Here is a 22826-nt window from a genome sequence, read left to right as displayed (position 1 = left end):
AAGGTTCTATGAGTATCAGTCGTCGCGAGTTTATGCAGGTGCTGGCGGTGGCCAGTGCCGGCGGCATGGCACTGGGCAGCAAAGCCGTTCTGGCGGCCCAGCCCGGTGCGGCCGAGCATCTATACGATCTGCCCAAGTTCGGCAATGTCAGCGTCATGCATTTTACGGACTGCCATGCGCAGCTAATGCCGATTTATTTCCGCGAGCCTAACGTCAATCTGGGCATAGGGCAGGCCTATGGCAAGCCGCCCCATCTGGTCGGCGAGGCTTTGCTGAAGCAGTTCAAGATTCCGGCCCACACGGCCAGCGCACATGCGTTCAGCTATCTGGAATTCGAGCAGGCCGCTCGCCAGTACGGCAAGATAGGCGGCTTTGCCCATCTGGCCACGCTGATCAAGCAGGTGCGCGCCAGCCGTCCCCACGCGCTGCTGCTGGATGGTGGCGATACCTGGCAGGGCTCGGCCACGGCGCTGTGGACCAACGGGCAGGATATGGTAGATGCCTGTAAGTTGCTGGGAGTGAACCTGATGAGCCCGCACTGGGAATTTACCCTCGGTGCCCAGCGCGTGCAACAGATCATCGAGCAGGACTTCAAGGGCAAGATCAATTTTCTGGCGCAGAACGTCAAGACCACCGACTTCGGCGATCAGGTGTTCGAACCGTATGTGATGCGCGAAATGCAGGGCGTGCCGGTGGCCATCATCGGTCAGGCATTCCCCTATACGCCGATTGCCAATCCGCGCTATATGGTGCCGGACTGGTCGTTCGGCATACAGGACGAAAACATGCAGAAGGTGGTGGACGAAGCGCGCGCCAAGGGGGCGCAGGCGGTCATCGTACTGTCCCATAACGGCATGGATGTGGATCTGAAAATGGCCTCGCGCGTGACGGGCATCGACGCCATCATGGGTGGCCACACCCACGACGGCGTGCCGGCCCCTATCGTGGTAAAAAATGCCAAGGGACAGACGCTGGTCACCAACGCCGGCTCCAACGGCAAGTTCCTCGCCGTGCTCGATCTCGATGTGCGTGCCGGTGCCGTGCAGGGCTTCCAGTACCGCTTGCTGCCAGTGTTCTCCAATCTGCTGCCAGCCGATGCCGAGATGCAGGCGCTGATCGAGCGGGTCAGGGCGCCGTACAAGGGCAAGCTGGAACAGAAGCTCGCGGTCAGCGAAGGTCTGCTTTACCGCCGTGGCAATTTCAACGGATCGTGGGATCAGCTGATCGTTGACGCGCTGATGGAAGTGAAGGGCGCGGATATCGCGTTTTCGCCCGGTTTCCGCTGGGGCACCACCATCCTGCCGGGGCAGGCCATCACGCGCGAGCATCTGATGGATCAGGTGGCGATTACCTATCCGGCCACCACCTTGACGGAAATGAGCGGCACTACCATCAAGACCATCCTGGAAGACGTGTGCGACAACCTGTTCAATCCCGATCCCTACTTCCAGCAGGGCGGCGATATGGTGCGGGTCGGCGGTCTGCAGTATTCGTGTACGCCGAATGCCAAAGCGGGTGCGCGCATCAATAACATGAGCCTCAACGGCAAGGCGATCGAGGCTGACAAGACTTACAAGGTGGCAGGCTGGGCACCCGTGGCCGAAGGTGTGCAGGGGGCGCCGATCTGGGAGGTGATGGAAACCTATCTGCAAGCCCATCCTGTGATCAAGCCGCGCAAGCTGAACCAGCCTAAGATTATCGGCATGGAAGGCAATCCGGGGATGGCAGCATGAAGCGCCATCTGATCGCTGCATTGCTGGCGCTGGCCGGCATGGGGGCGGCGCCGGTGCAGGCGGCCGAGTTGCGCGCGCTCGACAAGGTCAGTGTGCTCAGCTTCGATGCGGCGCTGGTGGCCGCCCAGAGCGCGCTGGCCGAGTGCCGCCAGCGTGGGGCACTGGTGGCCGTGGCCGTGCTGGATCGTTCCGGTGTACCGCTGGTCATGCTGCGCGATGCTCTGGCCGGCATGCATGCGCCGGAAGCGGCAACGCGCAAGGCGTGGACGGCTATCAGCTTCAAGAATGCCACCACCGAACTGGTGAAAGTGACGGCGTATGACCAGTCCAGCAGCGGCATCCGCCAGCTACCCAATGTGGCCATGGTGGGCGGTGGGCTGGTGATACGCGCCACCGGTAGCATCGTGGGTGGCATCGGCGTGTCCGGTGCGCCGGGTGGCGAGCTGGATGAAGCCTGTGCCCAGGCAGGTATCCGTGCGATACAAGATGCGCTTGAACTCGATTAGACTGGGCGCTATGCAGATTGAAAAATATGCAGACTGAACTGCCAGCATTGGCGAACTTACAGGAAGCGGCGGCAACACTGCGCCAGCAGGGCAGCGTGCTGGTGTTGCTGGTATCGCGTAGCGATTGTGCCTATTGCCGCGAAGTGCGTTTGCACTATCTGCTGCCGCTGGCGCGCAGCGAAGCGGGGCGCCCGTGGCTAATCCGCGAACTGGAGTCAGATCAGGTGTCCAGCCTGCGCCAGCTCGATGGCAGTAGCGTCAGTGTCAAGGAGTGGTTGAAACGTATGCATGTCAATTTCTTTCCTACCTTACTGTTTCTTGATGCGGCCATGCAGCCCGTTGCCGAGCCTTTGCGCGGACTCGATCAGGCCGGCTTCTACGGGGCCTATCTGGAACAGCGCTTGCAGCAGGCCGCTGCGGCCAAGGGGCGCTAAGCATGGGCCAGCCTATCTTGCGCATACTCGCTTTCCTCGCCTTGTTGTGGGCGGGACGGGCTGCTGCTGCGCCAGTGGCCGATGGCTTGCGGCTGGAGCCGATACAGGTCAGCCCCCATGTGTATTATTTCAAAGGCGAAGCGGGCGTGGCCAGTGCGGCCAACAAGGGCTTTATGTCGAATGCCGGCTTTGTGGTGACCGAGCAGGGGGTGGTGGTGTACGACGCGCTGGCTACCCCGGCGCTGGGCGTGGCCATGATAGAGGCGATCCGGCGCGTCACCAGCCAGCCTATCCGCACGGTGGTGGTGGGGCACTACCATGCCGACCATATCTATGGCTTGCAGGCTTTCCGTGCTATCGGCGCCGAGATCATCGCCCATCAGGCTGGCCAGCTGTATCTGAGTTCCGATCTGGCCCAGCAGCGGCTGGCCCAGCGGCGTGCCGAGCTGTACCCGTGGGTGGATGAGCAGACTCAGGTGGTGGCAGCCGATCGCTGGCTGGACTTTACCAGCCGGCGCAGTATTCCCTTTACGCTCGGTCAGACCCGCTTCCAGATCATCGATAGCAGCGGCGCCCATTCACCGGAAGATGTGCTGCTGCTGGTGGAGAACGAAGGCGTGCTGTTTGCCGGCGATATCTATTTCTCTGGCCGGGTGCCCTTCGTCGGCAGTGCCGATAGCCGCGTCTGGCTGCAGACACTGGGCATCCTGCAGGAAATCAAGCCCAGGCTGGTGATCCCCGGCCATGGTACTGCGTCCAGCGATACGCGGCGCGATATCGAACTGACCAAAACCTATCTGGAATATCTGCGCCTGCACATGGGGCAGGCCGTACAGGAGATGCGCAGTTTTGAGGAAGCCTATCAGCAGACCGACTGGTCGCCGTTTGCCCAATTGCCGGCGTTTCAGGCGGCCAACCGGCTGAATGCCTATGGCACCTATCTGTTGATGGAGAAGGAAAGTCTGGGACAGTGACCCTGTTCCGTTGATCTGCACGACCACTGCCCGAAAGGAAACCTATGAAAAAGCTTTATCTGCTGTGTGTGGCGCTGTTGCTGGCCGGTGTGATGGCCGTTGCGCCGGCCGCCGAACGCCAGGAAAAAGTGATTTACCACGTTAGCGACAGCAGCAACGCGGCAGCGGCCCTGCGCAATGCGCGCAACCATCTGGATCAGAGTCCACGTGCCAAGATCGTGTTTGTCACCCATGGCCCGGGCATCGATTTTTTGCTGGAAGGCGCGGTCGACAAGAACGGTAATCCATATGACATCGCGGTCCAGGAACTGGCGGCACGCAAGGTGGAATTCCGCGTCTGCAATAACACCCTGACCAGCCGCAAGATCGACAAAGCCCGTCTGCTGCCCGAAGCCAGCATCGTGCCCTCCGGTGTGGCCGAAGTGGCACGGCTGCAGATCGAAGAAGGCTATGCCTATCTGAAGCCCTGAGTGTTGTTGTGTCCCCCAACCCGACTGTAATGCTAGCGCGGCCAGACTGGCTGCATGGAATAGAGTGATGCTGGATTTTGCTGCCCTGATCGAACACTACGGCGAAGCGAAGGTGCTCAGTGCGGGCGGCGCCTTGATCGGCCTGCTGTTCGGATTTTCCGCCCAGCGCTCCCGTTTCTGTCTGCGTGCCGCAGTGATCGAATTCTGGAACCACCGTTTCGGTGAGAAATTGTCCGTCTGGCTGCTGGCGTTCTCTACGGCCGTGGTGGCGATCCAGTTGCTCATACTCGGCCATTACGTCGATCTCAGTTCGGCCCGTCAGCTGGCCAATACGGGCAGTCTGTCCGGCGCAATCGCCGGTGGCCTACTGTTTGGCATCGGCATGATCCTCACGCGTGGCTGTGCCAGCCGCTTGCTGATCCTGTCAGCCAATGGCAATCTGCGCGCTTTGCTGTCCGGACTGGTGTTTGCCGTGGCGGCACAAGCTTCGCTTTCGGGCGCGCTGGCGCCACTGCGCGCCACCATCAGTAGCTGGTGGACAGTGCCCGGTGGCGGTGCCCGTGACTTGCTGGGGCTGGCCGGCGTGGGCCACTGGGGCGGGCTGCTGTTCGGGCTGGTCTGGATGGTGGCCGCACTGGTGTTCTCGCTGCGCAGCGGCGGCACCATCTGGAAGTGGTTGGGTGGCATAGGCGCTGGCCTGTCGGTGGCGCTGGCGTGGTGGTACACCTACAGCGTGGCCAGCAATTCCTTTGAAATCGTCGCCATGCAGGGCATCACCTTCAGCGGTCCATCGGCCGAGTGGCTGATGCGCATACTGTCGACTCCGCAGATGCCGCTGACTTTCGACTTCGGTCTGCTGCCCAGCGTGTTTATCGGTTCCTTCCTGGGGGCCTGGCTGGGGAAGGATCTGAAGCTGGAAGGCTTCCGCGATGGCTACAGCATGGGACGCTACATCATCGGCGCGGTTCTGATGGGCTTTGGCGCCATGCTGGCCGGCGGCTGTGCGGTGGGTTCCGGCCTGACGGGCGGGGCGATATTTGCGCTCACCTCGTGGCTGGCGCTGATCGGCATGTGGCTAGGGGCTGGCATCACTGATCGCTTGCTTGACCATGGCGCAGCACAGGCGGCGGCTGCCGCAGCGGCTGCCAGCGGTGACGTCTTCAAAGCGCCCTAAACAGATTTTTTATTGCAAGGAGGCGATATGTCCTTACCAACAAGCGGGAACGTCAAACCGTTCTGGCCACCACTGGTGGCCGGTATTGCGCTGGGGCTGGTGCTGCTGCTGACCTTTGTGCTGACCGGACACGGGCTGGGCGCTACTGGCGCCACGACCCGTCTGACAGCTTTTCTGGGCATGCAGGCGGCACCGGCTGCGACCCAGGCCAATGCTTATCTAGGCCCGATGACACAGGGAAATCCGCTGGCGTCGTGGATCAGCTGGCAGGTGCTAGGGGTGGCCTTCGGTGCCTTGCTGGCGGCGCGGCTGGCAGGCCGCTTTGCCTGGCAGATCGATGCCAGCCGCGCCGTAGGGCCGCGTCGCCGGCTGGTAGCCGCACTCGCCGGTGGGGCGGCAGCAGGCTTTGGCGCGCGGGTGGCGGCCGGTTGCACCAGCGGGCTGGGGCTGTCGGGGGCGGCCACGCTGGCCGTATCGGCCTTCGTGTTTCTGGCAGCTTTTTTCATCGCCGGCATCATCATGCAGCGGCTAATCAAAGGAGTATGAGATGGCAGGCTTCGAACTGAGTACGCCGGTTTCCGGTCTGCTGTGCGGTTTGCTGTTCGGCTTTGTGCTGGAAAATGCCGGTTTCGGCAGCCCAGCGAAGCTGACCGCGCAATTCCGCTTTACCGACTGGTCGGTGCTGAAAGTGATGTTTACCGCCATCGTGGTCGCGGCCGGCGGGCTGGTGCTGCTGCAAAGTCTGGGCTGGATCGATATGGCAAACGTGTTTGTCCCGTCCTCGTTGCTGGTGGCTGCGGCCGTAGGCGGGGTGCTGGTGGGCGCCGGTTTCGCCGTGGGCGGTTATTGCCCCGGTACTTCGGTGGTGGGACTGTGTTCGGGCCGGCTGGATGCCTTGATGTTCCTTGCCGGCATAGTACTGGGTACGGGCGTGTTTGCCCTCAGTTATGGACCGGCACTAGAGTCGCTGATGGCGGCTGGCGAGGTGGAAAGTGGCGATAGCCTGAGCGAGATCTGGGGGATTACTCCCGGGCTGGCCGTGCTCGCTATGCTGGCCATGCTGGTGTTGATTTTCATGCTGGCGCGCCGCTTCGAGCAGCGCGGTCAGGGTCCCGTCACGGCGGTGCAGGCGATGCCTGGCCACGAGTGATTATTTTTCTAGGAAAGGCACACTATGTCGACGCAATTGGCGCAAAAATTATCCCAACTGATGGTGGCGGCGGCGCTGGCCAGCGCTGCGCCGGCGCTGCTGGCGCAGAGCGCGGCCAGCAGACCGGCGGCCAGCGAGGAAGCCAAGGGCAAGCAGAGTAATCCTTGCGCACCGGCCAACCCCTGTGGCCCGGCTAAGAAAAAGAAGAAAAAAGCTGCAGAAGCGCCATGCGCACCGGCCAACCCATGTGCTCCCAAGAAGTAGCACTGGCGCAGGGCGCAGCGCTGCAACAGGCCATCGAAGTGCCGCTGCAGTATCTGCAGGCCGGCACGAATCTGGCCACGGCGGCACTGGCAGGGGCGCGCCGCTATGAGGCCTACCGTCACTATCCGCGTTCCGACGTGGTAGCGCAGGCGCAGCGTACCCGCTTCTTTTACCACGGTCATGCCTCATCCTGTACGCCGCGCCAGGAGCATGGGCATTTCCATCTATTTGTCGAACATGCGGATGGCATAACGCCGGCCTATTCCCATCTGGTCGCGCTGGCGCTCGACCAGCACGGCCTACCGTTACGCTGGTTCACCACCAATCGCTGGGTAACAGGTGAGCGCTGGTGTGCTGCGCCTAGCTTGCAGGCGCAGCTGCCCCAGCTGCATTGGCATAGCCGTGGCAGGCTGGCGCCGGTGGCGCGCTGGCTCAGCGCCATGGTGCAGCTGTTTCAGGGAGAAATCACTGAACTGCTGCAACAGCGCGATGCGGCGTTGGCCGCCATCGATGGTGGCCTGTCGCTCGAGCAGCGTTTCGAACTGCGCAGCGTCGACGTGCTGAGCACCTGCGATGCCAGTCTGGCTAACCGGCTAGCCGGCGCAGATCTGGCGGCAGCTTGAAATAACCCCCGTTTTGAAGGAGTCATGATGAAATCAGTAAAACAAATTGCCCTGCTGGGTCTGAACTGTCTGCTGACAGCTGCTGCAGGTCTGCTGCATGCTGCCACATTGCCGGGGCCAGTAGTCAGTACAGCCTGGCTGGCCAGCCATCTGGACGAAGTGCAGCTGATCGATGTGCGCAGCAATCCGGCCAGCTTTAGCGCCCAGCCGGAAATAGAGACGGATGCCAAGACGGGCAAAAAAATCTTGCAGGAAGTGGGCGGGCATATTGCCGGAGCACAGTTGCTGGACGCAAAGCTGATGCGCACGGACCGCATGATCGATGGCCAGAAGATCAAATACATGATCCCCGAGGCGGCCGATTTCGCCAAGCTGGTGCAGAGCTTGGGCGTGCATGCTGGCAAAGCGATCGTGCTTATGTCGCCCGCGACCGACATCGGCGAAGTCAATGATGCGCTACGCATGTACTGGCAGTTCAAAGTCTACGGTGAGGACAACATCGCCGTACTCGATGGTGGCATGGCCGCGTGGCTGCTGGAAGGGCGCGCCTATGCACTGGACAAGCAGGCCGCCAAGACCGGCAACTGGCGTGTGCTGGCTGATCGCACGGCGCGCTACTTCGCCGGCACGGCCGAGGTGCGCCAGGCAGCGGCGCAGCACAGCGCCAGTCTGGTCGATGCGCGCGATCTGAAAAGCTATCACGGGCTGGTCAAGCGTGACTACGTGGCCGGCTATGGCCATATCGAGGGCGCCAGACTGTTCCCGACCGAGCTGTTGATGAAGTCCGATGGTGGCGCGCTCAAGTTCATGAGCGCGAATACCTACCGTGGTTTGCTGGCAGGGCAGGGTATCGATAGCAGTGCGCCTGCGATCAGCTATTGCAATAGCGGCCATCTGTCGTCCGGCCCGTGGTTTGTGATGTCGGAATTGCTGGCCAATACGGCGGTGCGTCTGTACGACGGTTCGCTGCATGAATGGACCATGGAGAAGCAGCCGCTGACGGGGGCTGTGCCGCTTAATTGAGGTGGCGGGCGGGGCGCCCGGTCCCGCCTAGTCAGGATGGAAGCTGGCCATGCCGCGCGCCTGCTCCAGCAGGCGCTGGGCAATCTGGCCACACACCAGATCGCACAGCTGGTATGTGCGGATATCGCCGATGTGGTAGTAGGCGCTGGTGCCGCGCGATTCACGCGTGACCAGACCGAACTTGGTCAGTAGCGCCAGATGTTTGGACACATTGGCCTGACTGGATCCTACCCGCGCCGTCAGTTCGCTGACATTCAGCGGCCCGTCGCGCAGAGCATTCAGTAATTTCAGGCGCAATGGTTCCGACAGGGCGCGAAAATAATCGGCCACCTGTTCCAGTGCCTGGGTATCGAGTGCTTCCACGATAGCTCTCTGGTTTAAGTCGATGGTTAAATCATAGCATAAATTCGTACTTGCGTTCATAACTATGTAGTTATATACTTATTCCGTAAATGAATCCGGGAGTAAGGCGATGACGGCAAGTGGCAAAAAAGTCAGTTTTGTGCGTGCTCTGCAAGCAGGGCTGCTAGCGGCGGCGGCCGCATGGATGGCGCCAGCAATGGCTGCGCCAGCGGCCAAATTAGCTGTGGCAATTGTGCAACCGGCCAACGCCAGTCAGCGTTTTACGGCCGATGCCACGGTAGAAGCCGTGCGTGATGCCCGACTGGCCGCCCAGGTGCAGGGGCGGGTCGTGGCGCTGAACGTCAAGGCCGGCGATTATGTGCAGGCGGGACAGGTGCTGCTGCGGCTGGACCAGAGTGCCGCCAGCCAGCAACTGGCCGGCAGTCAGGCCCAACTGGCGCAGGCGCAGGCCATGCTGGCGGCGGCACGGGGCGATTACGAGCGCTCGCAGCGGCTGCATCAGCAGAATTTCCTCAGCAAAGCAGCTTACGAACGGGCCCAGGCTGATTTCCAGTCGATCGAGGCACAGGTACGGGCACTGACGGCGCAGGCCGCCGGTAGCGCCGTGCAGGCCGACTATTACACTGTCAAGGCGCCATTCTCCGGCTGGGTAGCGCAGCTGCTGGTGAGTCTGGGCGATATGGCCAGCCCGGGCCTGCCCCTGCTGACCGTGTATGATCCGGCCGCCTTGCGGCTGGTGGCGCAGGTTCCCGAATCGGTGGCAGCGCGGCTGGATCTGCAGCAGGCTGCCAGTATCGAGCTGGCTGGCCGGCATCTGGCGGGCGGCGCAACGGTGCTGATGCCGGCACTCGATGCGGCGACCCACAGTGCCACCGTGCGCATCGATCTGCCAGCGGCCTCGCCGCGTCTTGTGCCGGGCCAGTATGGACGGGTGAGTCTGCCCTTGAATGCGGCCGATCAGACCGCACCGGCCGGCCTCACTGTGCCCCGTAGCGCGCTGGTGGTGCGGGGTGAACTGCATGCCGTCTACGTGGTACAGCCCGGTGGTGCAGCGCGTTTGCGCCAGATCAGACTGGGGCAGCGTAGCGCAGCGGCGGGGGATCAGGTGGAAGTGCTGGCCGGCCTGCGTGCCGGTGAGCTGGTGGCACTCGATCCAGTGCTGGCCGCCCAGGCTGGCCAGCCTTGAGCGGAGCGCTGCCATGAATCGGATGTCACACGAGTCGCCAACGTCCAGCCCCGCACTGGGGATTTCAGGCCGTATTGCCGCCTTCTTTCTGAACGCCAGCATCACGCCCTTGCTGGCGCTGGTGGCCTTGCTGCTGGGGGGGTTTGCCGTACTGGTCACGCCGCGTGAAGAAGAGCCGCAGATCGATGTCACCATGGCCAATGTGCTGGTGCCATTCCCCGGCGCTTCGCCCAAGCAGGTGGAACAGGCGGTGGCCGGTCCGGCCGAGCAGGTGTTCTCGCGCATGCCCGGGGTCGAGCATGTGATGTCGGTCTCGCGTACCGGCGCCGCCCTGCTGACCATACAGTTCAAAGTGGGCGTGTCGCGTAATGATGCGATTGTGCGCCTGCATGACACGGTTGCGGCGCACCGCAACTGGCTGCCGCCGCAACTGGGTGTGGGCGAGCCGGTGGTCCGAACCAAGGGCATCGATGATGTGCCGGTGGTGACGCTGACGCTGCACGGCGCAGCGGCCGCTGCCGCCAGTGCCCCCACCACGGCGGAACTGGAACAGGTAGCGCATGCCATGGAGGCCGAATTGAAGCGGGTGGCGGGTACGCGCGATGTCAGCACCATCGGTGGCCCCGGCCGCGCGATCCGGATTGAGCTCGATGCCGGGCACATGCGCTCGGCCGGCATTACGGTGGCCGATCTGCGCGCCGTGTTGCAGTCCGCCAATCTGGGCGTGCCGCTAGGGCAGATAGTGGCAGCCGATCAGGCGGTGGAGCTACAAGCCGGTCCTTTCCTCAGCAGCGCGGAGGAAGTGGCGGCGCTGGTGCTGACGGTGCGCAATGGCCATCCCGTGTATCTGCGCGATGTGGCGCAAGTGCGGGATGGGGCTTTGCCTCCTAGCCGGCAGGTCTGGTACGGCCAGCGCGGCGCGGACAAGCAGGCGCAGGAAGTCGATGCGGTGACGCTGGCGATTACCAAGAAGGCGGGCGAGAATGCCGTCGAGGTGGCCCATGCCGTGCTGGCGCGGGTCGAGCAATTGCGCAATACCGTGATACCGGCCGGTGTCGAAGTTAGTGTCAGCCGCAATTATGGCGAGACGGCCAACGACAAGGCGCGCAAGCTGATCCAGAAGCTGCTGTTTGCCACTGCCTCGGTGGTGGCGCTAGTGTTTCTGGCACTGGGCCGGCGTGAAGCCCTGATCGTCGGCGTCGCCGTGGCACTGACGCTGACGGCAACGTTATTTGCTTCGTGGGCCTGGGGCTTTACCCTGAATCGTGTCTCGCTGTTTGCGCTGATATTCTCGATCGGGATACTGGTCGATGATGCCATCGTGGTAGTGGAAAACATCCACCGCCACCGTGCCCTCAAGCCGGACTTGAGCCTGCGGGAGATTATTCCGGCAGCCGTCGATGAAGTGGGCGGCCCCACCATCCTCGCCACCCTGACCGTGATTGCGGCGCTGCTGCCGATGGCCTTCGTCAGCGGCCTGATGGGCCCGTATATGAGCCCGATTCCTATCAATGCGTCGATGGGCATGCTGATTTCGCTCAGCATTGCCTTCGTCCTCACGCCGTGGCTGGCGCAGCGCTGGCTGAAAGACGGTGCGCATGTCGCCGGTGCCGGACTGGGCAGCAAGTTGCAGCCGTGGTTTGCCCGTATCTTCCGTCCCTTCCTCGATGTGCAGCGGGGTCATGCCCAGCGGCTCAAACTATGGGCCGCGATACTGGGGCTGATCGTGCTGTCGCTGTTGCTGCCGGTGAGCCAGCTGGTGGTGCTGAAGATGCTGCCGTTTGATAATAAATCGGAGTTTCAGGTGGTGCTGGACATGCCGGCCGGTACGCCGCTGGAACGCACTGCCAGCGTACTGCAGGAGATGTCGGCCGTGCTGGCGCAAGTGCCCGAGGTACAGGACTGGCAGATCTATGCGGGTACGGCGGCGCCCATCAATTTCAACGGCCTGGTGCGCCAGTACGATATGCGCACTGGCGGCGAACTGGGCGATATTCAGGTGAATCTGGTGGACAAGCACCAGCGCAGCTTGCAGAGCCATGCGATTGCCACCCGTGTGCGGCCGGCGCTGCAGCGCATCGCGCAGGCCCGGGGCGGACGGGTGAAAGTGGTGGAAGTGCCGCCCGGCCCGCCCGTACTGGCGCCGCTGGTGGCCGAAGTGTATGGCCCCGACGATGCCAGCCGGCTGGCTGCCGCGCGTGCCGTGCGCAAGGTGTTTGAACAGAGTCGTGGCATCGTCGATATCGATAGCACCGATATTCTGACGGCACCCCGTCAGCAACTGCTGGTGGACCGCGAGAAAGCCGCGCTTGCCGGCGTGCCGCAGGCGCTCATCGTCAGCACTCTGCGTGCCGGTCTGGCCGGCGAAGATGTGACGTATCTGCATGATCAGTCCAAGTATCCGGTGCCGCTCCATCTGGCACTGCCGGACAGCCAGCAGGGCGATAGCAGTCATCTGCTGCAGCTGGCGGTGCGCAGCAATGGCGGCCAGCTGGTGCCGGTGGGCGAACTGGTGCGCACGGTGCAGGGCAGTCAGGATCAGCCCATCTGGCACAAGGATCTGCTGCCGGTAAATATGGTGTTTGCCGATATGGCCTCGGTGCCAGAGGGAACCAGCGGCCAGTTCAAGGGGCTCGACAGTCCGCTATACGGACTGGCCAGCATGCGCAGCGCCATCGCCGGGCTGGCGGTGGCTGGCGGCCAGTTGCAGGAATTCTTTATCCGCCCGCCCAGCGACCCGTATCGGGCGGTGTCGCTCAAGTGGGACGGCGAATCGCAGATTACCTATGAGACTTTCCGCGATATGGGCGCTGCCTACGGGGTAGGGCTGATTCTGATCTACCTGCTGGTGGTAGCCCAGTTCGGTTCCTATCGTACCCCGCTGGTGATCATGGCCCCCATACCACTGACCATCATCGGGGTGATGCCGGGCCATGCGCTGCTGGGTGCCCAGTTCACGGCGACCTCGATGATAGGCATGATCGCGCTGGCCGGCATCATCGTGCGCAACTCCATACTGCTGGTCGACTTTATCGAATTGCAGGTGCGCGAAGGCGTGGCGCTGAGCGAAGCCGTGGTGCATTCAGCGGCAACCCGGGCCCAGCCCATAGCGCTGACGGCGCTGGCCGCCATGGCGGGCGCCTTCTTCATACTCGATGATCCCATCTTCAATGGTCTGGCGATTTCGCTGATCTTCGGCATACTGGTCTCCACCGTGCTGACGCTGGTGGTGATTCCCTTGCTGTATTACCGCACCTACCGTCAGCGTTGACGGTGGGCGCACATAACCGAGTTCACAACGAAAGGAATGATGATGACTGCATGGCAGCTAACCCGCGTAATCGCGGGAACCTTTATACTGATTTCGCTCGCGCTGGGCAGCAGTGCCAGCCCGTGGTTCCAGAGTGCTTACTGGCTCTGGTTCACCGCCTTCGTGGGCGTGAACCTGTTGCAGAGCGGAGTGACGCGCTGGTGTCTGATGGAACGTCTATTGCGTAAAGCAGGATTTACGGCGGAAGCCTGACAGGAGGAAGTATGCATCTGGTTTGCCCTGATTGCGGGAGTACCAACCGTGTGCCGGACGAACGCCTGCTACAGCAGCCTGTGTGTGGCAAGTGCGGGGTCGAACTGGCACCCGCTAAGCCGGTTGCGCAGAGCGATGCCCAGCTAGCTCACTATCTGGCACGTACCGAAGCGCCCGTGCTGGTGGATTTCTGGGCCGCGTGGTGTGGCCCATGCAAGACCTTTGCGCCCCAGTTTGCGCAGGCCGCTGCGCAGCGACCAGCCGTACGTTTCATCAAGGTCGATAGCGATGCAGCACCGCAGGCCAGCATGCGCTTTGCCGTGCGCAGCATCCCTACGACTATCTTGTTCCTGCGCGGCGTCGAAGTTGCGCGGGTATCGGGAGCGATGTCGGCCGCGCAATTACTGCAGTGGCTGGACCAGTATTTGCCGGCGCGCCATTGAAGCCTGACTTTGTTACGGGCGCGGAGCTTATTCCGGCGCTACCTTAAACAGTGTTTGTAATTGCTGTATCAGATTCAGCGTGCAGGGATCGCTGAGTTGATACAGCTTGTTCTTCCCCATACGGCGGTAACGGATCAAACCGGCCCGCCGTAAGATGGTTAGCTGTTGCGACAGGGTCGGCTGGCTGATGTTGCAAGCGAGTCCTAGCGTACTGACGTCCGATTCGCCTTCTGCCAACTTGGTGAGCAAGAGCAGCCGGGACTCATGCGCCAGCGCCTTGAGGCGTGACGTAATGTGCGGGAGAACCGCGCGGCAGCTTTGGCTGTCCATCATGGTGTCTGTTCCGTTGGTGGCCTGCGCGCTATCTGCCCGATCAGGGCTGAACGTCCCGCGTGGTGGCCTACTTGGTTAAGCTCGGTCTGGCATACCGCAGGCTCAAGCCGCCCCATACCTGTGAGAGCGTCCGTTAATCGTTTGCACGTGTACAGGTTGGCTGACTGGAGTGGGCCTCCTGTGTTGTAGCTGGACTGCTCGGACTTGTAGCCTTGCAGGCTCAGAATAGCGGCGGGCTGAACTGGTTGGGATGGCGAGGTCATGGTGCGTCGCAAAATTTTCAGCAAGTGGACGTGTCCGTTAGCTTACGCTCACTGAGCGTGTATGAGAAGTGCTAGCGCCACACTAGCGTAATGGATCCGATCAGAATTTGGGTTTGATCTGCCCAATCCGGTGTGTCATCAGTTAGCGATCGTATAGCAAGTCGAAATGATCGACTTCTTTACGCATGCTAGGATTTTAGAAGGAGGGCGCCATGAGAAACTGTGCATTAGATGCCGTTGTCTTTTTTGAGGGACAATTTGAGGGTCGCGGACTGTTCTGTAAGCCCGAAAACTCGCTTTTCTCCCTCTGGCGGACCTCCCAAGTAGGCTCCCACCGTCGCCCTAGCAACGACGCACGGGCGGCGGCACTGGTTAGCCACAGGATCAATAAGCGTGTGATGGGCATCACGGCCGCCGGTAAAATTCGATTTCAACGATCGATAACACGCCGCGCGGAGTACGGTTGGCACCCGTGTCGGTATTGGCCTGCTGGGCTACCTCGCTGAGCTGGATAGCGTTGCTGTCGGCCGTCTCGCCTAGCAGTTCGACCCTGACCGCGCTGCCGTGCTGCGCTTTCAGTGGCAAGGTCACATAACCGAGACTGGCTTCGGTCTGGCCCCGGTACACTTCCTGCCCATCGACGCTAATGCGCAGCGGATAGCGCCGCTCCTTCCAGCCAGACAGTTTCAGCGTTACTTCGCTCAGCGTTGCCGCTGCGGCCAGATGGTAAGTAATTGCAGCGCTCTGGCCCGCCTCGCTGTGCCATGCAGTGGTTTCATCGTCATCATAGGAGGCAGCGGCCGCAGGCTGGTTGCTATCTGCCGTGGCCGAGACCACCGCTACGGCCACGCGCGACGTCGTGTAGGCGGGCGTGGCGGGAGTCGGCCCCCGTTGCAGATTCAGCGGCAAGCCATCGTGCGGCATCTGCCGTGTCAGACCCTGTTGCACTTCGACGGGTTTGCTGTCTAGCCTTAGCTGCGCCGGTTTCAGACCGGCCGCACTGGCACGCAGCACGATCTGGCCGGCCTGCCGGGTGCTGCGCAACAGCACCCGATTGACACCGCCTTCGACCGGCAACTCGCGCGCCAGAACATAGTTATCGGGCCCCTGGGCAATGCCGCCACGCCACTCGGCAGGCCCGTCCAGCTCGAAACGCACCTTGTCGAGCGCCACCGGATTGCGCTGCCCCTTGGCGTCCACCACTTCCACCTGTACCAGCGCCAGATCGGCGCCGTCGGCCTGCCAGCCTTTGGGCGCCGTGGTGACGCTCAGTTTCAGCGCGGCCGGCGCGCCGCTGCTGGCCAGCACCTGCTGGCAGACCTGCTTGCCGTGGGCATCGTAGCCGATCGCTTTGAGCTGGCCCGGCTGCCACTGCACGGCATCGAAGCTGAACAGGAAGCGCGCGCTCTGCTTGCCGCTGCCCAGCCGCTTGCCGTTCAGGTAGAGATCAACCCGCTCGGCGCTCGAGATCACGCTGACGGGTTTGACGATGCCCGGCTGGTAATTCCAGTGGCCGAGGATATGCAGGCGGGGACGTTCGACATCCACCCAGCCATCCCACATCACCTGATGCGCATAATAGCCATCCTTGGGGAGCCGCATGGCATCGACTTCGCCGCTACGCCGATAGTTTTCCGCGCCGCGGTGATGGGTATTACTGTCCGAGAAAATGATATTGACGCCGCCCGACGATACCCGCGTGCCCGTGCCGGGCCGCTCGCGCCAGTAGTCATACCAGCGCCGCACATTCTCGATCGCATGGCTATCCTGATTGCGGTTGTACGCTGCCGCCGGCTGCCCTTTGTATAAGGGGCCATCGCCATCGGTGTGGTAGGGCGGCGAGTACGCGTCATAGAACTTGCGCGCACCCTCGTCGCGTGCATACTCCATGGCCCACATCGGGATGCGCGCGCTCTTATTGATGTACAACATCTCGCCACCGTACTCGGCCACGTCCTGTAGAGCCTGACTGAGCATCTCGCGACTGCCGGCGGCACGGCCGCCATGCGGGTCGTACTGGTCACGCAGTGCGCGTATCTCGCGCATATGCGCGGCACTGATGCCCTTGTTGCCGCCTTCGTAGAACACGACACTAGGATTGTTGCGGTTGTAGATGATGGCGTCCTGCATCACCTGCAAGCGCTGTTCCCAGCGGCGTCCCGTTACATCGGCCTCGGAGTCGCCGGCGGGCATTGCCTGCAGCAGGCCCTGACGGTCGAGCGATTCGACATCCTGCTTCCATGGGCTGATGTGCATCCAGCGTATCAGGTTGGCGTTGCTGGCCAGTGCCAGCCCGTTGCTATAGTCGCTTAGCCAGGCCGGCACGGACATGCCGATGGCCGGCCATTCGTTGGAAGTACGCTGCGCATAGCCTTTCAGTTGCAGCACGCGGTCGTTGAGCCTGACCATGCCCTGACTGAAGTCGGTTTTACGGAAACCGGTGCGGGTCTGCACCCGGTCCACCACCTGACCATCGACCTTGAGCGCCGTTTCAACCTGATACAGATAGCCATAGCCCCAGCTCCAGAAGTGCAGGCCCTGTACTGGCGCGCTGGCGACCACCACGCCGGTTTCCCCTGCTTGCAGCGTGCGCGGCGGCGCACTGAATCGGGCCACTTCCCGCTGATTGGCGTCGCGCAGCGTGACTTCATAGCTGAAGGTACGGGCGCTGTCGTATTCGTTGCGCACCTGCGATTCGGCGCTGATGGTGGCGCTGCGGCCAGCAATATTGAAGTCGCGCGCATACACATACACGCCGCTGGTGCCCAGCGACGAGAACAGCGGCAGAGTCTGATACAGCTTGTCGGCGATGTGCAGGCGCACATTCTTGGGCAGACCGCCATAGTTGGCATTGAAATTCTTGTCGGACCACTGATAGCGCTGGGCACTGGCGACTTCGCGATAATCCCAGCGGTTATCGGTGCGCACGGCCACCACGTTGTCGCCGTCGACTAGCGCTGCAGTGAGATCGTAACCAAAGGCGGTGATGCCGTTTTCATGCAGGCCTAGCCGCTTGCCGTTGAGGTACACCTCGGCGGACTGGCGTGCGCCTTCAAATTCCAGAAACACTTTTTTGGCGCGTGCGCCGGGCGGGAGTGTGAAATGTTTGCGATACCAGGCAATGCCGGTACGGTGCTCGACGATATCCTTGCCAAATGCATCGTCTTCATTCCATGCGCGTGGCAAGCTGACGGCCTGCCAGCCGCCATCGGCATGCGACGGTTCGGCTGCGCCGACCGGATCGCCCACCATCAAGCGCCAGTCCAGATTGAAGTTCCATACCTCGCTGGCTTGCCCAGGCAATGGCACTGACAGCATGGCCGCGCAGAGCAGGGCTGGCGTTATCCTGGCCCAGCAGGACAGGCGCTCACGTGTGGCTGACATAAGTATCCTATTCGATCGACATCCACAGGCGACGCCGCGTGATGCGTTGTACCGCCAAGGACCGCTGCGGCGGCCCTTGGCGTCGCTAGCGCTTAGAACTTATAGCTGGCGCCCAGCACGAAGGTACGGCCCGAATGCACATACAGCAACGTGTCATTGCGCTTCGAGTCGCGGCCATAGCGCAGTGGCGTGTCCGTCAGGTTCTGCCCCTCGAAGCTCAGGCGCAACTCCGGCGTGACGTTGTACGACACACTGAAATCGACATTGGTCGAGCCATCCACGGTGGTCAGATCATGGCCTGCCACATTGCCCAGCACGTTGAGCAGGTAGCTCGAACGATGCGCTGCCGAGACGCGCGCACTGAACTTGGCATCTTCGTAGTACAGCGTCAGGTTGTGGGCATTGGGCGACAGGCCGATGAAGTTGGCCGTCTGCGTCAGCAGTTCGTTGGCCGACGTGAGCGGATTATCTACCCGCGTAATGTAGGTAATCTTCGAGTCCACATGGGTGTAGTTCGCCAGCAGGCCGAAGTTGCTCCATACACCAGGCAGGAAGCTGAACGGCGCCTGCAAGTTAGCTTCGAAGCCGGTCAGTGGACCGCCCGGCGTATTGACCTTGCGGTTGACTACCACCTCGGTGTCCGGCAGCGTCGGGCAGGCCGGCGTGCCGCCCGTGATGCTGCAACCGCCGCCCAGCAGCACCGAGTTCGGCAAGCCCAGCGAGGAAAACACGGCGCGTTCCGAAACACCCTGAATAAACGTGCCGATCTGTTTGCGGAAGGCGCCCAGCGATACCATGGCGTTTTTGGCGTAATACCATTCGGCCTGCAGATCGTAGGTCTTGGCACGGATAGGATCGAGGTTGGGGTTGCCGATGGTGACGGTCTGGGTCTGGGCCAGAATCGTTGCCGATGGCGTCAGGTCGGTGTACTCGGGGCGGGCCACGGTTTTGCCTGCCGAGAAGCGTAACAGTACATCCTTGGGCAACTGCGCCGTCAGGTTGAATGCCGGCAGGGCATCACGGTATTTATGGGTGGTGCTGGCCGGGGTCAGGGTGCCGTTGGCATTGATCAGCGCAAACGAGGTGGCGGCGGTTTCGGCCGCACGCACGCCCAGATTACCGCGCAGTGCGACCGGTCCCACGTCGTACTTGAAATCGCCCATCAGATACAGCGCATCGATCTTTTCTTCTACGCCGCGGTTGACCTGACCGAGCAGGTTGTAACTCGAACCGGGCACAGTGCTGCAATGGCATTCGATGTTGTACACGCCGAGGAATTTATCGAGGTCGACGGCGGCCCAGTTGCTGGCGACGCCGCTACCACCCAGACCGTTACCGAAGCCGGTGATCTGGCGCATGATGCTGGACATGCTGACGCCAGCGGGCAGCGTCAGGCCGTTGCCACCCGAAGCGATTTCAACGTTGGTCCAGTTATTGTCACGCCGCGACAGGCCGGTGCGCAGGTTCAGATTGTCGTTGACCTCGTAGCTGAAGTTGAGCGCGTGGGTCTGCAGTTTATTCTTGGTATGCAGATAGCGGCCCACGAACTGGCCGTGGAAGGTGCCGTCCGCCTCTTGCGGTGCAAAGCTGAACAGCGCCGGGTTGGTCACATCCATGCCAAAGTTCAGCGTCGGCACGTTACGATTCTGGCGGAAGTCCCACGACACGCCGTTGACGTTAGGCGCATCGAACTGTACGGTCGCGCGCATCGGATTATCCAAATCGGACTTCGAGGTGCCCGTCATGAAGTCCACCTTGAGGCGGTCCGTCAGATCGCGCCGGCCAGACAGCACATATTGTTTGAACAGCGTGGAGTACTTGTCCAGCAAGCCTTCGGTACGCACATCGACGGCGTTAAATTTGCCATAGTCCCAGCTGCCGTTCTGATCGAAGTGGGCCTCGACGATGGAGCTCTGTGGTTTGCCGTTGGATTGCGCCAGCGTACGGCCGAACGAAATCATCTCGATATAGTTGTCGTAGCGCTTGTTGTCGAACTTGCCGCCCATCAGATCCAGATTGATTTCGCTCTTGGTATCGGGGCGCCACTGCAGCGCGCCAGACAGACCGGTGCGTTCGTACTCGGTGATGGAACGGCGATAACGGGGAATACGCGGTGCGAATGCACCGGAACCGGCGGCCGGATTGGCCACCGTGCCGCCGTAATTGTTCAGGTGGGACATTACATCGTTGTAGGCGCTGGTGCTTGAAGTACGCGGCACGCCGAAACCGCAATTGGCGGCATCGATGCCCTTGACCGTGTTGCTGGCCGGGTTCTGTACAGCCGCACCGAGCGGCGAGCAGAAGCCGCCATCGACGCTAGCGCTCAGCAGTTCGACGGCTTCGTAGCCTTCCTCCTGGATGGTACGGCGCGAATGCGCGGCCGATACCAGTGCGCCCACTTTGCCGATCGGCGTATCCCAGCGATCCGACAGCAGGGCGGTCAGGCGTGGGGCCGATTTCTTGCTCAGCGAATTATAGGACTCCTGGCCGCCCAGACTGAAGGTACGCCCCTTGAAGTCGAACGGCCGCGCGGTACGCAGATCGACGGTCGCGCCCAGCGATCCTTCCTCGACGGCGGCCTCGGAAGTCTTGCGCACGGCCATGCTGTTAAACAGTTCCGCCGCAAACACGCTGAAATCGAAACCGCGGCCGCGGTTGGTACTGCCATTGATGTCCGATGCGCCGGTGGCAGTGACGCCTTCAATGCCGTTGATGCGCACGCGGGTAAAACCGGCATTCAGGCCGCGCACGGTAATCTGCTTGCCTTCGCCGCCGTCACCGCGCGTGAGCGACACGCCGGGCACACGTTGCAGCGATTCAGCCAGATTCGCGTCAGGGAATTTGGCCACGTCTTCGGCCTTGATAACGTCAACGATGCCGTCGCTGTTCTTCTTGGTGTTCAATGCGCTGTTCAAGCTGGCCCGAAAGCCCGTCACGTTGACTTGACTAACAACGTTGTCAGCGGCATCGGCAGAATTTTGCTGGGCCTGCGCTAGCGAGGCTGCCAGCGTGAGGACTGCCAGCGCAATCGGGGTCCGCGTCGTGCTAAGAAACATGTGGTATCTCCATTATTTATTTTATCTATTGTGCGAAAAACAGCGCCTGCTGGTTCGGTAGCGCAGTATCGAGTCTGTCTAGGCCGGCATTGGATGGCGCGCGGAATCCCGTATGGACGGTGACAGCACATGGTGGCGCTGTACGGTGCAATAGCGGTGTAGCGACAGTCGATGCGTGAAATCGTACACGTTATAAACAGCGCCAAATGGCGCTGCCAGAAATGCTCACGCGCATGATCGATACTGTTGGTGCAACACAACGCTGGCCAGTCGCTGCTCCTGATAGGCCGACCAGCCAGTGTTCATGTCGAATCTTTCTGCGGCCCGGATTTACGGCATAATCCGTGCTCACCTCGGCTGAGCAATACCTGCCGCCTAACTGCGCAATACATTCCGGATAGTTCATGCTGACCAAGCAATCATCTCTGTTTCGCCGCCTGATGTGGGGTTTTGCGGCCATCATCGCCGTCGTTACGCTGGCGCTGCTGGCCTATGTAGTGTCGGACGCGAAAGCCACCCAGCGCTGGCGTACCGGCGTGGAAAATACTGCCCACGCACATGAACTGATGCTGCATCTGGTGCAGCTGGTCGATCGTCCCGATGCCATGCGCGCTGAGCTGGTCGAATGGGAAAACACGCGCCAGTCCATGTTTGCCCAGCTCGGCTATGGCTCGCGGGTGCGGGTGCGGGTGTGGCGTCATGGGGAGCTACTGTATAACTCGGCGCCCCAGTTGCCTTATCTGCTGCCGACCTTTGCCAGTGAGGAGGCGAAAACCGCCAACTCGTGGATGTGTGCGGTGGAGCAGGATGGCAATACGGGGCTGATGGTGGAGCGCTGCCATGAGGTGGACGATGAATGGATGATTTCACTGAACGGCCTGGATGTGCTGATGTCGTCTACCGTATTCAGCCTGCCGCTATTGCTGCTGCCGGCCTGGCTCATCGTCGGCATCGGACTACGGCCGCTGCGCACGATTGCCGTGCTGATCGAACAGCGCGATGAATTCGATCTGACCAGTCTGCCGGCTTCGACTTACCGCGAACTGTCGCCTCTGGTAGACGCCATCAACCGCTTGCTGGCAAGGCTCAAGCAGCGTATTGAACGCGAGCATGTATTCATCGCCGACGCGGCGCATGAACTGAAAACGCCGCTGGCGGCGATACAGATTAATGCCCACCTGATCGTCAGCCAGACCGAAGGGGCAGCCGTGCCGGCCGTGGCGGCAGCGGCACAGGGCTTGCGCGAGGGCGTCAACCGGACCACCCACATGGTGCACCAGTTGCTTGCCTACGAAAGAGTGAGTATCGAAGCCGATAGCGGCGCCATGGTCGAAGTGGATCTGGCAGCGTTTATCCGCGAACGTCTGGCGGGCATGGTGCCGATGGCGATGACGCGCGATATCGAACTCGAGCTGGATGCGCCGCAAGCCTGCTGGCGACGCGTGCATGTCGAGAGTCTCGGGGTGCTACTGGAAAATCTGCTGAGTAATGCCATCAAATATTCGCCCGACCGTGGCCGCGTGCAGGTGCTGCTGACGGCCGAGGCGGGTGGTCACCGCCTGACCATCGAGGATGCCGGCCCCGGCATCGATGCTAAATATCGCCAGCGCGTATTCGAGCGATTCTTCCGGGTTCCCGGCCAGCCGCAGTCTGGCAGTGGTCTGGGGCTGGCGATTGCGGCTTCGGCCGCGCTGAAGAATGCTGCGTCCATCAGCCTGGCGCCGGCCAGCGGCCAGTCCGGGCTGATAGTCTGCGTATCATTTGCTGCCCAGCTCTAGGACTTTTGTCGTTCCTATTTGTGTAGTTTAGCTACTTATTTTTGTTGGCATGGGCATATATGCAACACTTACCTTGGTGCTGCCTTAAGATTTGATTCAGGTTTTTTCGAAACCCGATACCTCACGATTTCGCACTTCCCGCTGCA

At 61.6% G+C, this 22826-nt stretch carries 20 protein-coding genes; 16 read left to right on the top strand and 4 right to left on the bottom strand.

Going from position 1 to position 22826, the window contains the following annotated elements; genetic code table 11:
- Positions 1 to 8: 8 nt before the first annotated feature.
- From soxB to ABNT42_RS01715, 11 genes are all read left to right on the top strand, one after another.
- A complete protein-coding gene (soxB, locus tag ABNT42_RS01765; protein ID WP_348693202.1) occupies positions 9 to 1733 on the top strand; it encodes a thiosulfohydrolase SoxB in 1725 nt (574 codons plus the stop codon).
- Positions 1730 to 2239 (top strand): heme-binding protein, encoded by a 510-nt coding sequence (locus tag ABNT42_RS01760; protein WP_348693200.1) that lies wholly within the window; start codon positions 1730 to 1732, stop codon positions 2237 to 2239. The genes soxB and ABNT42_RS01760 overlap by 4 nt, the downstream gene beginning before the upstream one ends.
- A 26-nt stretch (positions 2240 to 2265) precedes the next feature.
- Positions 2266 to 2673 (top strand): hypothetical protein, encoded by a 408-nt coding sequence (locus tag ABNT42_RS01755; protein ID WP_348693197.1) that lies wholly within the window; start codon positions 2266 to 2268, stop codon positions 2671 to 2673.
- 2 nt (positions 2674 to 2675) lie between these two features.
- Positions 2676 to 3647: an MBL fold metallo-hydrolase gene (locus tag ABNT42_RS01750; protein WP_348693194.1), complete on the top strand. Its 972-nt coding sequence runs from the start codon at positions 2676 to 2678 to the stop codon at positions 3645 to 3647.
- A gap of 44 nt (positions 3648 to 3691) precedes the next feature.
- Positions 3692 to 4117 (top strand): DsrE family protein, encoded by a 426-nt coding sequence (locus ABNT42_RS01745; RefSeq protein WP_348693191.1) that lies wholly within the window; start codon positions 3692 to 3694, stop codon positions 4115 to 4117.
- A gap of 67 nt (positions 4118 to 4184) precedes the next feature.
- Positions 4185 to 5291 (top strand): YeeE/YedE family protein, encoded by a 1107-nt coding sequence (locus ABNT42_RS01740; protein ID WP_348693188.1) that lies wholly within the window; start codon positions 4185 to 4187, stop codon positions 5289 to 5291.
- A 27-nt stretch (positions 5292 to 5318) separates the two neighbouring features.
- A complete protein-coding gene (locus tag ABNT42_RS01735; protein WP_348693185.1) occupies positions 5319 to 5837 on the top strand; it encodes a YeeE/YedE thiosulfate transporter family protein in 519 nt (172 codons plus the stop codon).
- Between the two features lies 1 nt (position 5838).
- On the top strand, positions 5839 to 6441 hold the full coding sequence (locus tag ABNT42_RS01730; protein ID WP_348693182.1) for a DUF6691 family protein: 603 nt from the start codon (positions 5839 to 5841) through the stop codon (positions 6439 to 6441).
- A gap of 24 nt (positions 6442 to 6465) precedes the next feature.
- Positions 6466 to 6705, top strand: a complete 240-nt coding sequence (locus ABNT42_RS01725; RefSeq protein ID WP_348693179.1) for a hypothetical protein — start codon at positions 6466 to 6468, stop codon at positions 6703 to 6705.
- Entirely contained in the window at positions 6687 to 7328 is a 642-nt protein-coding gene (locus ABNT42_RS01720) for a hypothetical protein (RefSeq protein ID WP_348693177.1), read from the top strand. The genes ABNT42_RS01725 and ABNT42_RS01720 overlap by 19 nt, the downstream gene beginning before the upstream one ends.
- A gap of 27 nt (positions 7329 to 7355) precedes the next feature.
- Positions 7356 to 8351 (top strand): rhodanese-like domain-containing protein, encoded by a 996-nt coding sequence (locus ABNT42_RS01715; protein ID WP_348693174.1) that lies wholly within the window; start codon positions 7356 to 7358, stop codon positions 8349 to 8351.
- A gap of 27 nt (positions 8352 to 8378) precedes the next feature.
- On the opposite strand, the gene ABNT42_RS01710 is transcribed toward ABNT42_RS01715, so the two are convergent.
- Positions 8379 to 8714, bottom strand: a complete 336-nt coding sequence (locus ABNT42_RS01710; RefSeq protein ID WP_348693172.1) for a metalloregulator ArsR/SmtB family transcription factor — start codon at positions 8712 to 8714, stop codon at positions 8379 to 8381.
- A 109-nt stretch (positions 8715 to 8823) separates the two neighbouring features.
- Here ABNT42_RS01710 and ABNT42_RS01705 point away from each other — a divergent pair, with 109 nt between their 5' ends.
- The 4 genes from ABNT42_RS01705 to trxC are packed head-to-tail and all read left to right on the top strand — an operon-like array spanning position 8824 to position 13866.
- Positions 8824 to 9900: an efflux RND transporter periplasmic adaptor subunit gene (locus tag ABNT42_RS01705; RefSeq protein WP_348693169.1), complete on the top strand. Its 1077-nt coding sequence runs from the start codon at positions 8824 to 8826 to the stop codon at positions 9898 to 9900.
- Between the two features lie 13 nt (positions 9901 to 9913).
- Entirely contained in the window at positions 9914 to 13171 is a 3258-nt protein-coding gene (locus ABNT42_RS01700; RefSeq protein WP_348693166.1) for an efflux RND transporter permease subunit, read from the top strand.
- A 42-nt stretch (positions 13172 to 13213) separates the two neighbouring features.
- Positions 13214 to 13423 carry a DUF2892 domain-containing protein gene (locus tag ABNT42_RS01695; RefSeq protein ID WP_348693291.1) on the top strand — a complete coding sequence of 70 codons (210 nt, stop codon included), beginning with the start codon at positions 13214 to 13216 and terminating at the stop codon, positions 13421 to 13423.
- A gap of 11 nt (positions 13424 to 13434) precedes the next feature.
- Positions 13435 to 13866, top strand: a complete 432-nt coding sequence (gene trxC, locus ABNT42_RS01690) for a thioredoxin TrxC (RefSeq protein WP_348693161.1) — start codon at positions 13435 to 13437, stop codon at positions 13864 to 13866.
- A gap of 27 nt (positions 13867 to 13893) precedes the next feature.
- Here the strand turns inward: trxC and ABNT42_RS01685 are convergent, their stop codons facing one another.
- The 3 genes from ABNT42_RS01685 to ABNT42_RS01675 all read right to left on the bottom strand — a co-directional run bounded on the left by ABNT42_RS01685 (position 13894) and on the right by ABNT42_RS01675 (position 20902).
- Complete coding sequence (locus ABNT42_RS01685) at positions 13894 to 14199, bottom strand: metalloregulator ArsR/SmtB family transcription factor (RefSeq protein WP_348693159.1); 306 nt, start codon at positions 14197 to 14199, stop codon at positions 13894 to 13896.
- Between the two features lie 668 nt (positions 14200 to 14867).
- A complete protein-coding gene (locus ABNT42_RS01680; RefSeq protein ID WP_348693156.1) occupies positions 14868 to 17846 on the bottom strand; it encodes a DUF4982 domain-containing protein in 2979 nt (992 codons plus the stop codon).
- Positions 17847 to 17938: 92 nt separating this feature from the next.
- Complete coding sequence (locus ABNT42_RS01675) at positions 17939 to 20902, bottom strand: TonB-dependent receptor (RefSeq protein WP_348693153.1); 2964 nt, start codon at positions 20900 to 20902, stop codon at positions 17939 to 17941.
- Positions 20903 to 21306: 404 nt separating this feature from the next.
- On the opposite strand from ABNT42_RS01675, the gene ABNT42_RS01670 reads away from it, so the two are divergent.
- The gene (locus ABNT42_RS01670; protein WP_348693150.1) at positions 21307 to 22680 is read left to right on the top strand and encodes an ATP-binding protein; all 1374 of its coding nucleotides are present in this window, start codon (positions 21307 to 21309) and stop codon (positions 22678 to 22680) included.
- Positions 22681 to 22826 lie beyond the last annotated feature (146 nt).

The organism is Duganella fentianensis (assembly GCF_964031615.1).
In the GTDB taxonomy this organism is placed as follows: Bacteria; Pseudomonadota; Gammaproteobacteria; order Burkholderiales; family Burkholderiaceae_D; genus Rugamonas; species Rugamonas fentianensis_A.
Note: the sequence above shows the minus strand (reverse complement) of the source record. Positions and strands in the feature narration are given on the sequence as shown.

Coding starts and splice junctions, on each gene's coding strand:
- ABNT42_RS01700 (WP_348693166.1), top strand. CDS start 9,914: ATGAATCGGATGTCACACGAGTCGCCAACGTCCAGCCCCGCACTGGGG.
- ABNT42_RS01760 (WP_348693200.1), top strand. CDS start 1,730: ATGAAGCGCCATCTGATCGCTGCATTGCTGGCGCTGGCCGGCATGGGG.
- ABNT42_RS01730 (WP_348693182.1), top strand. CDS start 5,839: ATGGCAGGCTTCGAACTGAGTACGCCGGTTTCCGGTCTGCTGTGCGGT.
- ABNT42_RS01695 (WP_348693291.1), top strand. CDS start 13,214: ATGACTGCATGGCAGCTAACCCGCGTAATCGCGGGAACCTTTATACTG.
- ABNT42_RS01720 (WP_348693177.1), top strand. CDS start 6,687: ATGTGCTCCCAAGAAGTAGCACTGGCGCAGGGCGCAGCGCTGCAACAG.
- ABNT42_RS01755 (WP_348693197.1), top strand. CDS start 2,266: ATGCAGACTGAACTGCCAGCATTGGCGAACTTACAGGAAGCGGCGGCA.
- trxC (WP_348693161.1), top strand. CDS start 13,435: ATGCATCTGGTTTGCCCTGATTGCGGGAGTACCAACCGTGTGCCGGAC.
- ABNT42_RS01715 (WP_348693174.1), top strand. CDS start 7,356: ATGAAATCAGTAAAACAAATTGCCCTGCTGGGTCTGAACTGTCTGCTG.
- ABNT42_RS01670 (WP_348693150.1), top strand. CDS start 21,307: ATGCTGACCAAGCAATCATCTCTGTTTCGCCGCCTGATGTGGGGTTTT.
- ABNT42_RS01735 (WP_348693185.1), top strand. CDS start 5,319: ATGTCCTTACCAACAAGCGGGAACGTCAAACCGTTCTGGCCACCACTG.
- ABNT42_RS01680 (WP_348693156.1), bottom strand. CDS start 17,846: ATGTCAGCCACACGTGAGCGCCTGTCCTGCTGGGCCAGGATAACGCCA.
- ABNT42_RS01685 (WP_348693159.1), bottom strand. CDS start 14,199: ATGATGGACAGCCAAAGCTGCCGCGCGGTTCTCCCGCACATTACGTCA.
- ABNT42_RS01725 (WP_348693179.1), top strand. CDS start 6,466: ATGTCGACGCAATTGGCGCAAAAATTATCCCAACTGATGGTGGCGGCG.
- ABNT42_RS01705 (WP_348693169.1), top strand. CDS start 8,824: ATGACGGCAAGTGGCAAAAAAGTCAGTTTTGTGCGTGCTCTGCAAGCA.
- ABNT42_RS01745 (WP_348693191.1), top strand. CDS start 3,692: ATGAAAAAGCTTTATCTGCTGTGTGTGGCGCTGTTGCTGGCCGGTGTG.
- soxB (WP_348693202.1), top strand. CDS start 9: ATGAGTATCAGTCGTCGCGAGTTTATGCAGGTGCTGGCGGTGGCCAGT.
- ABNT42_RS01675 (WP_348693153.1), bottom strand. CDS start 20,902: ATGTTTCTTAGCACGACGCGGACCCCGATTGCGCTGGCAGTCCTCACG.
- ABNT42_RS01750 (WP_348693194.1), top strand. CDS start 2,676: ATGGGCCAGCCTATCTTGCGCATACTCGCTTTCCTCGCCTTGTTGTGG.
- ABNT42_RS01740 (WP_348693188.1), top strand. CDS start 4,185: ATGCTGGATTTTGCTGCCCTGATCGAACACTACGGCGAAGCGAAGGTG.